Here is an 8221-nt window from a genome sequence, read left to right as displayed (position 1 = left end):
ACGAAGAACATTTTGTTGAACGAAGGTATCCGGGCTTGGATGGCACCGACCGACCAACCCCACGAAAAGTTTGTATTTCCTGAAGAAGTGCTGCCTCGCGGTAACGCGCTGTAATCACCGATTCACGAAACTGCACTCAAGAGCGTCCGTACTGCGGGCGCTCTTTTTTTATGCCAAGTTTGACGGCAGCTTGGCCCCTATACCGTCCGTAGGCCATCGCTGTGATTCACCACAAACTTTGATGAACAGGCCGAGCCCGGGGCGCTAATGGGAACTTTGCACAACCTGGAGGTGTCGTTTGTTGGCAAGGACGAAAAATTGACTGTGAAAAATCTCGAAAAAGTTCTGGAATTAGGCAATCGCGTGACGAAGGTTATCCTACCGACCTGACCCAGGTCACATAGCGGAGTCAAGCGACTCCATACACTAAGCCTAATCATCATCGGGCTGTTTTCTGAGAAAGATCCAGTTCTTGGCCTAGAACTCAGCGCTTTGATGCTAAGTCGCGGCAAGTGGGCATATTAAGCCCATAGCTGACGGCACCTCATTGTGCCACCCTGGAAATACTTCATACCTCCTATGACTTACACCACCAGCCAACCGGAAACCACCAGCAAGGTTCTGACTGATCCAGATTTAGAGGATGATCAGGGGCTGAATGAAGTTGCCCCACCGGAAGATGCCGACTTAATGACATCGGACGATGACGACTTGATTGCCAGTGTCACGGTTGGCGTAAGTCAGACCAAAACCCGTCGCACAACTGACCTAGTGCGCCTGTATTTACAAGAAATTGGCCGAGTGAGCTTACTGCAACGGGATGAAGAAGTTTCTGAAGCGCAGCATGTGCAGCGCTATATGGAAATGATCGAACTGCGGGACAGCACGGGTGAACAGAGTGGTGGGGTGCTGGAGATTTATGCGCGGTTGATGCGTACCCGCGATCGCCTGACCTCTCATCTCGGCTATCGTCCATCATTGGAAAAATGGGCCAAAGAATCAGAGGTGCCCTTGGCTGATCTCAAACCAACGCTGATGGAAGGCAAACGAGTTTGGGCACAGCTCGCTGGCGTTTCCACCGATGAACTGGATATTGTGATTCGGGAAGGAGTGCGGGCCAAAGAGCGCATGATCAAGGCCAACCTACGGTTAGTGGTCTCGGTAGCCAAAAAATATCAAAATCGTGGGTTGGAACTGCTTGATCTGATTCAGGAAGGGACGCTGGGGCTGGAACGGGCGGTTGAGAAATTTGATCCGACGAAGGGCTATCGGTTTAGCACCTATGCGTATTGGTGGATTCGCCAGGGGATTACTCGGGCGATCGCGACCCAAAGCCGCACCATTCGCCTGCCCGTCCACATCACCGAAAAGCTCAACAAAATCAAGAAAGCTCAGCGCAAGCTCTCGCAAGACAAAGGCCATACCCCTTCCTTAGAAGACATTGCGAAGGAGCTGAACATGGAACCCGAGCAAGTGCGGGAAGTGTTGGTGCGGGTGCCGCGTTCGGTTTCCCTGGACACCAAAGTTGGCAAAGAGCGCGACACTGAGCTCGGCGAACTCTTGGAAACCGACAGCATCTCGCCAGAAGAGTTAATGATGCGGGAGTCACTGCGCCGCGACCTCAAACAGCTCATGTCAGAGTTGACCGATCGCGAACGAGATGTCATTCATCTCCGGTTTGGTCTGAAAGATGGCACGCCCTATTCCCTCGCTGAGATTGGCCGTACGCTGGAACTCTCCCGCGAACGGGTGCGCCAAATTGAGTCAAAGGCGTTGCAAAAGCTACGCCAGCCTAAGCGTCGTAACCGCGTACGCGACTATTTAGAAGCCCTGGGCTAAGCTGGCTTTGATGTCCCTCAAAAATATGGGCAAATCTGTCCTGACTCAACGCTCTCTCGATGCTGTTCAGCGTCGCTGGGCCTAACTTACCGTCAAATCAAAAATTGATTTGAACTCCACTTAATCAGCCAGACTGCCTGCCGGGTAGAAAGTTGAGAGTTGAGCAAAGTTGTCGAAACCTACCTGCCAGGTCATTGTGTTGACCGGCTTACAGCACATTGCAAAAAGCCGGCCAGTCCATGATGTCGGCGAGCAAGGAACGATAGCCCAAGACGTTGGGATGCAGTCCATCGCTAGAAATCCGCGATCGCCACCAGGCCTCGCCCCGTCGGTGCCACACATCCAACACGTCCAAATAGGGAATCGCACGCTGCTCGCAGGCCCGTTTCGTAAAGTCTTTGTACCGCTGTTGGTCAACTTGGTTGTAATAGAGGACTTCGGCAAAGGGCATCTGGGTTTCAATGACTGGCGTCATGCCAACAAACGCCACAGGACACAGGGCTTGAGCCGTCTCTAACAGGTCCGACATCTGTGCTTGAAACATGGCAAATTCGGTAAAGGGGCGGCCATCGGGCTTACCCACTCGGCAAGTGTCGTTCAGGCCGACCGAGAGCAAGATCAAATCCGGTACACGGTTACGGAATTCGCCTCGGGTTTGAAACTCCTGCACCAACCGTTGAGCCACCCGATAGGTGGTATCGGCCCGCACCCCCAAGTTGTAAATGGCGTGACCGGGAGTTTCTGGTTGGAGCCATTGTCGTCGTAGCCGTTCGACCCAGCCGCCCCCCTCAGGGTCACCAAACCCATAAACCAGACTGTCTCCAATTGCAACGATGCGCTTTTCAGCGGGCTGTGGTGATTGGCCTAGCGATCGCGAAAACGGAGATTCCGCCATCATGTCAGATTGCTCACTTAAGGTTAAAAAGGGAGCGTAACTTTCTGTTACGTCTCTAACGGAATTTACCATTCCCGAGATTTCTTTTCAAATCATGACGAGACGACTGGTGGCATCAGTTCCCGGGGAAATACGGCGATCGCTCCCTGGCTTAACCTCAATTGCTGACCCCGTTGCCCGACAAATTCGGCCCTGGCGTTGTGACCCCTCCCTGACACCTCCCATAACCCGGTAAGGTTGATCTGATATTTACGGGATGGAAGCGCGATCGTGGCGGCAACTTTTTTTGAGCGTGATACTCAGTTACAGACGGTTTTAGACCAAGTGCTCGAAGCCACCTGGGAAGCATTTCCCCGGTTAGCCCGCAACCAAATTGCCGCGACTTGGCTGGTTTATGAGCCGCCGTTTCCCATCAATACGGGGGGCGCAATTAGCGTGGCGGATTTCTGGCAACATCGACCGCGCGGGGCCAGTTATCGGGGGGTTGAGCTGATCTATCCGGCCAGCGTGGTGAAACTGTTTTATCTCGTCGCGGCGCACGAATGGCTGGAGCGGGATATGGTGCCCGCCACCCCCGAGGTGGAGCGCGCCCTGCGGGATATGATTGTAGATTCCAGCAATGATGCGACGGGGTTTGTGATCGACGTGCTCACAGGCACCACCAGCGGTCCCGAATTGCCCCCTGGCCCCTTTGAAACCTGGAAAATTCAGCGCAATATCATTAATCGCTTCTTGCAATCGCTCCAGTGGCCCGAGTTGGCAACCATCAACGCTAACCAAAAAACCTGGTGCGATGGCCCCTACGGTCGCGAGCGGATATTTTTGGGAGAAACTTACGAAAATCGCAACCTGCTGACGACGGAAGCCACGGCGCGGCTACTGCACAGCATTGTGGGTGGGGTGGCCGTGAGTGGAGCGCGATCGCAAACCATGATGAATCTCATGCGCCGCTCCCTTGACCCTCGCGCCCTCGCCGCCGACCCGGAAAATCAGGTGACGGGCTTTCTGGGCGCGGGGTTGCCGCTCCAGGCGGCTCTATGGTCAAAGGCCGGACTCACCAGCAAAGTGCGCCACGACGCTGCATATATTGAGCTAGACGGCTACTCACCATTTCAGCTGGTGGTCTTTACCGAAGGGGCAGAACACAGCCAAAACGAGGCCATCTTGCCGTTTGTCATGCAAACGCTCCTCGCTCAGAGTGAACACGTCAGGAATAACTGAGCCGGTATGAGGGCTCATGATTGAGCTGAACCGCGATCGCTGTCGAGTATGAAGGTCGTCGGGCTAACGGCTGTCGTCAGCTTCAGCGAATTGTTAGCGGTGCTGCCATTGCTGTATTCGCAGTTTTGCTCTAATCAAAAAACTAGCGCATTAGCCGACATAGGCTAAACACCCAAACGGTGAATGTCGTGGAGAGCCAAGCACTGGCTGCCCCCATGGCGGTAATAACAATCGGCAGCATCGCGAAGAACCACGCATGATCGGCACTCGAAAACCGACTGCTGTCAGCCTCACCGGACTGCATCATCAAGAGAGCAGCGGGGATCAGCCCCGCCACAACGATGGTGAGCCCCATGGCAGCGACAGCCAACCAACCAGAGAGGCCATGATGTTTTTGGTGTCCATAAAGTATGGCGACCAAACTCGCACCAGCCACTGCCCCGAGGTAAGCATAAAACGGCAGAATGACTGGCAGGAAGATGAATCCTACGGCTTGGGACTGGATCCATTCGCTATGTAAGGATTGTAACCAGGCTATTCCGGACACCATAATTGTGATGGCTCCGATGATCATGCCGATGAGAACCATGAGCGGCGATAGGAGGGAGTGGCTATGTATAAAAGCGATCGCCCCAGACACCAAAAACGGCATCACGAATAGGATCAGCAGCACAAGGCCAGATATTGTTGCATCCATGACTGACAACGTCCCTTAATTTCGGAGGAAATAGGATTCGATGCGGTTAAAGTTCCGGCTGGCGAGATCTGCATCTTCAATAAAAAAGTAAAAGTTGTCATCACAATTAAATTCGTGCTGAAGTTCCAGCAGCAGGTGCCCTCTGGCTCCTTCGATGGTGTCTTCTACGGTGGAATGTAGTTCTGGGTAGCCTCCTAGTTTATTTTGCCGTCCCCCCTGACTGGGTGCGGATAGGGAGCATCTGTCCTCATAATCTGCAATCCACTCATCAAAGTCTTCGTAGAGTGCTTCTAGGGCTTCAGGAATTTCAAACTCGTCGTCTAGCTGTTCGCGGGCAACCCAGAAAACGTCCTGCTGTGTAGAAAAATCTAAGGTGTACACGTCGTCGTACCATTCCAGCTTTCTGGCTGGTTCCTCCAGAAACCTAAAGTCAGTGATGAGGTCATTGGTGTCATAAGACACTTCAGGAATATAGAGAACGCGGTGTTGTTCAGGACTCAGCTCACACATGCAGACATTTAGCCCCACATAAAATTGCAGGAGTCCTTGTGTAGGCAAATTCAAATTACTGATAGTGGGCAAATCGGCGCAGTTGATTTGCATCAGAAACATCATCAACTGGCCGGTTTGGCGATCAGCCGGATAGGCCATGCCTTTGGGTAGGTAGGGATAACCGCCGATCTTGCTCTGCCAAAGTTCTAGGGGATCGTGGCACCAACTGGTGCTGATAGTAGCGATGTTTTGTTGTTGAGCCTGCGTTGCTTGAAATTGGATATAGGGCACCAAGTTCGCCTCTAAAAAGGGCCGAAGCGGCTCAAACTGAGATGGTAACTCGCGCAAAAATTCTGGCAGATCCATCGTGTCTTGCTCCTGGCTGATGGTCGGTGATTTCTTAGATTGGGAGGTCGGCGTAGCGATCGCAGTCAGCGGTGGACAGTAGCTTTTGTGTCCCTACAATCCGCCTGCCAGTGCACAGCCGTCTCGGCTGTGCCAACTTATGTGATCCCCATGCCGATGCATGAGCCTGGCTGGGCAATCATTAACCCGCCGCATTTTCGCGCCACGCTTCAAACAAGTAGTATTCGTAGTACCAGTGCTCGCTGGTGGCGGGGCCTGGTAGGCGATCATCATGGGCCGAGAGCATGACGAGGCGATCGCCCTGGGGTGACTCAACCGACCAATCGCCAGCCGGCAGCGGGCGCAGCAGCACGGGCTGAGGCGACCCCGTTAAAGACAATTCAGTGATCACGATCGGGTTGCCAGCGGTATCGGTTTGCGGCGCGAATCGCTGACCGCGATTGTCCATTTGATAGATCCGCAAATCACCATCTAACGCCTGTAAATGCTGCCAAATCTTGATATACGGGCCGTGATAGTCGGGCAGGATGGCATGCTCGGCGGCATAAATTTGCCGCCAGCGATGGGACCAGTGCGTTTCTAACAGCTGTCGGGTTTGGCGATGGCCATGGCGTGATGATGAAGAGGTAATCAAGCGGCCCCCTGGAGCTAAAAATTGCCTGGCGGTGGTCAGCAGGGCATCGAGCACTAGCCGACCATCGGCTCCGGCTTCATTCCAGGCGGCGACTTGAGCCCGATTGTCGGGCTGGTCGAGGTCGGTGAATAGCCAGGGCTGCACGGGGGGATTGCTGATAATCAGGTCGTAACAGGTCGGTGGAATCTGCTGAAAGCGATCGCTCTGCACCCCTACCACGCCCGTCAAACCATTTTGTTGGGCATTCGCAGCGGCCACTTGGGCGGCGATCGCAGAATAATCGCTCAGCGTGACTGCAGTTGCCCCCAGCAGACCACAGACAATGCCCACGATGCCTGACCCCGTCCCAAAGTCTAAAACTCGCTGCTGCTCTAAGGTATCGAGAAAATCGTGTTCGACCAAAAAAGACAGCATCTCCACGGCACTGAGCGGCGACCAAACTTCGGGATGGTCGGTCAGGTGAACTTTCAGGTGAGAAATTTTTAGCTGTTGGGTTCCCATCGGCAATGGCGCGTCTCGACTTTCCTGGATATTGGCATAGATGGCCAATTATGGCTGAGCCCGAGCGGGGCGACTGTAACCCAGGGGTGAAAGGTAACGAATGAGGGCGATCGCGAGGCGAACAACAATCAAATCTGTGCCAGATTTCTGACTGGGCGATCGCACCTAAACCGGGTGAAAGTAGAAGGCTGTGCCCAAAATGACGAAAGTCGCCAGCAGTAACACACCTTCCAACCAATTGGAGCGGCCATCGAGGCTGATGAGATTGACCAGCGCCACGGCGATGATAACGGCCACTACTTCAAACAGGTTGAAATTCAAATCCATGGGCTGACCGATCGCCTGACCCACCAGCACCAACACCGGCACAATGAGCAGCGCGACCAGCAAGCTTGACCCCATGGAAATGGAAACCGCCAGATCCATATTGTTTTTGTACGCAACTCGCACCGCCGTCAGATATTCCGCTGCGCCTCCCACCAGCGGCACCAAAATCACGCCGGAAAAGAGTTCTGTAAAGCCGAGCGTGGCGGTGGCTGATTCCAGCGCGGCGACAAAAATTTCCGAAATGAAGGCGACGCCGAGGGTGGCCGCTAACAGGACTCCTACCCAGAGCCACAGATTGGGCTTTTCGGCGTGGTCGGTAGCTTCAGGATCAATTTCTAGATCTTCGACCCCTACGTCGTAGAGATAGCTGTGGGTTTTAAGAGAAAAGACGAGGGTCAACACATAGACCACGAGCAATACAATCGCCACTGTCAGGGACAAATGGCGGATGGTTTCGGGGGCGACCACGGTGGAGGTTTGGATTAACAGCGCCGGGAGCACCAGGGCCGTGACCGCGAGGGTCATGGTAGAGCCGTTGATGCGGGCAATCACGGAGGCAAATTTCTGCTCTTTATATTTGATGCCCCCCACCAACATCGACAGTCCCATCACCAGTAGCAGGTTGGCCAATAGCGACCCCGTAATGCTTGCTTTGACCACGCCCACCAGTCCTGCTTTTAAGGCGACTAGGGCAATGATGAGTTCGGTGGCGTTGCCAAAGACAGCATTCAGCAACCCGCCAATGGACGGGCCAGTCACCACGGCCACTTCTTCGGTGGCGGTGCTGAGCCACATAGCGAGGGGAATAATGGCGATCGCTGAAACAGCAAAGACGATCAAGGGATCCAACTCGGCGTGCTCGGCCCAGATAGCGAGGGGCACAAACAGCATCAACCCGAAGGAAATCAGGTTGGTAATGGTCAGCGGAAATTTAGATTTGGCGGCAGTAGTCACAGGCAATCAGTCCCAAAACAGCAACAAATCTCAGCACCGTTGCAATGATGGTGAAACTCAACGGCATGATATCGCCCTAAGATACGGCAGATTGACCTGTTTGAGGCGGTCTCGCCCCCAGCAGATTTATTGTTCATAAAACAGTTGCCGGATCGCTGGTCAGGCTAGAGGGCCGCGATCGGTTGTGGCCGCGTTACCGGCTGTAGAACCTCACCTCTCCTCTCCTTGGCAAGGCTACTAAGTACACACAAGTCATGTTGTAGTAGGATGCTGCCAGAAAACATGGGGTCATCGA

At 53.9% G+C, this 8221-nt stretch carries 7 protein-coding genes and 1 pseudogene; 3 read left to right on the top strand and 5 right to left on the bottom strand.

All coding sequences use genetic code 11. From position 1 onward, the window contains the following. A pseudogene (locus tag JUK32_RS18770) lies at positions 1-114 on the top strand (photosystem II D2 protein (photosystem q(a) protein)); the annotation flags it as partial. Between the two features lie 435 nt (positions 115-549). Next, entirely contained in the window at positions 550-1839 is a 1290-nt protein-coding gene (gene sigC, locus JUK32_RS18765) for an RNA polymerase sigma factor SigC (RefSeq protein ID WP_375541586.1), read from the top strand. 208 nt (positions 1840-2047) lie between these two features. Here sigC and JUK32_RS18760 read toward each other — a convergent pair whose 3' ends face one another. Continuing rightward, on the bottom strand, positions 2048-2737 hold the full coding sequence (locus tag JUK32_RS18760; RefSeq protein ID WP_204140396.1) for a GDSL-type esterase/lipase family protein: 690 nt from the start codon (positions 2735-2737) through the stop codon (positions 2048-2050). A 267-nt stretch (positions 2738-3004) separates the two neighbouring features. Here JUK32_RS18760 and JUK32_RS18755 point away from each other — a divergent pair, with 267 nt between their 5' ends. Then, entirely contained in the window at positions 3005-3955 is a 951-nt protein-coding gene (locus JUK32_RS18755) for a serine hydrolase (RefSeq protein WP_204140395.1), read from the top strand. Between the two features lie 142 nt (positions 3956-4097). On the opposite strand, the gene JUK32_RS18750 is transcribed toward JUK32_RS18755, so the two are convergent. The 4 genes from JUK32_RS18750 to cax all read right to left on the bottom strand — a co-directional run bounded on the left by JUK32_RS18750 (position 4098) and on the right by cax (position 7896). Continuing rightward, positions 4098-4652, bottom strand: coding sequence for a hypothetical protein (locus JUK32_RS18750; protein WP_204140394.1), 555 nt, complete (start codon positions 4650-4652; stop codon positions 4098-4100). Positions 4653-4667: 15 nt separating this feature from the next. Beyond that, a complete protein-coding gene (locus JUK32_RS18745; protein ID WP_204140393.1) occupies positions 4668-5510 on the bottom strand; it encodes a DUF1963 domain-containing protein in 843 nt (280 codons plus the stop codon). A gap of 181 nt (positions 5511-5691) precedes the next feature. Continuing rightward, a complete protein-coding gene (locus JUK32_RS18740; RefSeq protein WP_204140392.1) occupies positions 5692-6645 on the bottom strand; it encodes a methyltransferase in 954 nt (317 codons plus the stop codon). Positions 6646-6810: 165 nt separating this feature from the next. After that, positions 6811-7896 carry a calcium/proton exchanger gene (gene cax / locus JUK32_RS18735; protein ID WP_204140398.1) on the bottom strand — a complete coding sequence of 362 codons (1086 nt, stop codon included), beginning with the start codon at positions 7894-7896 and terminating at the stop codon, positions 6811-6813. Positions 7897-8221 lie beyond the last annotated feature (325 nt).

Origin of the sequence: Halomicronema sp. CCY15110 (assembly GCF_016888165.1) — a bacterium.
GTDB lineage: Bacteria > Cyanobacteriota > Cyanobacteriia > Phormidesmidales > Phormidesmidaceae > Halomicronema.
The sequence above is the reverse complement of the archived record's forward strand: the minus strand, read 5'-3'. Positions and strand labels throughout refer to the sequence as shown.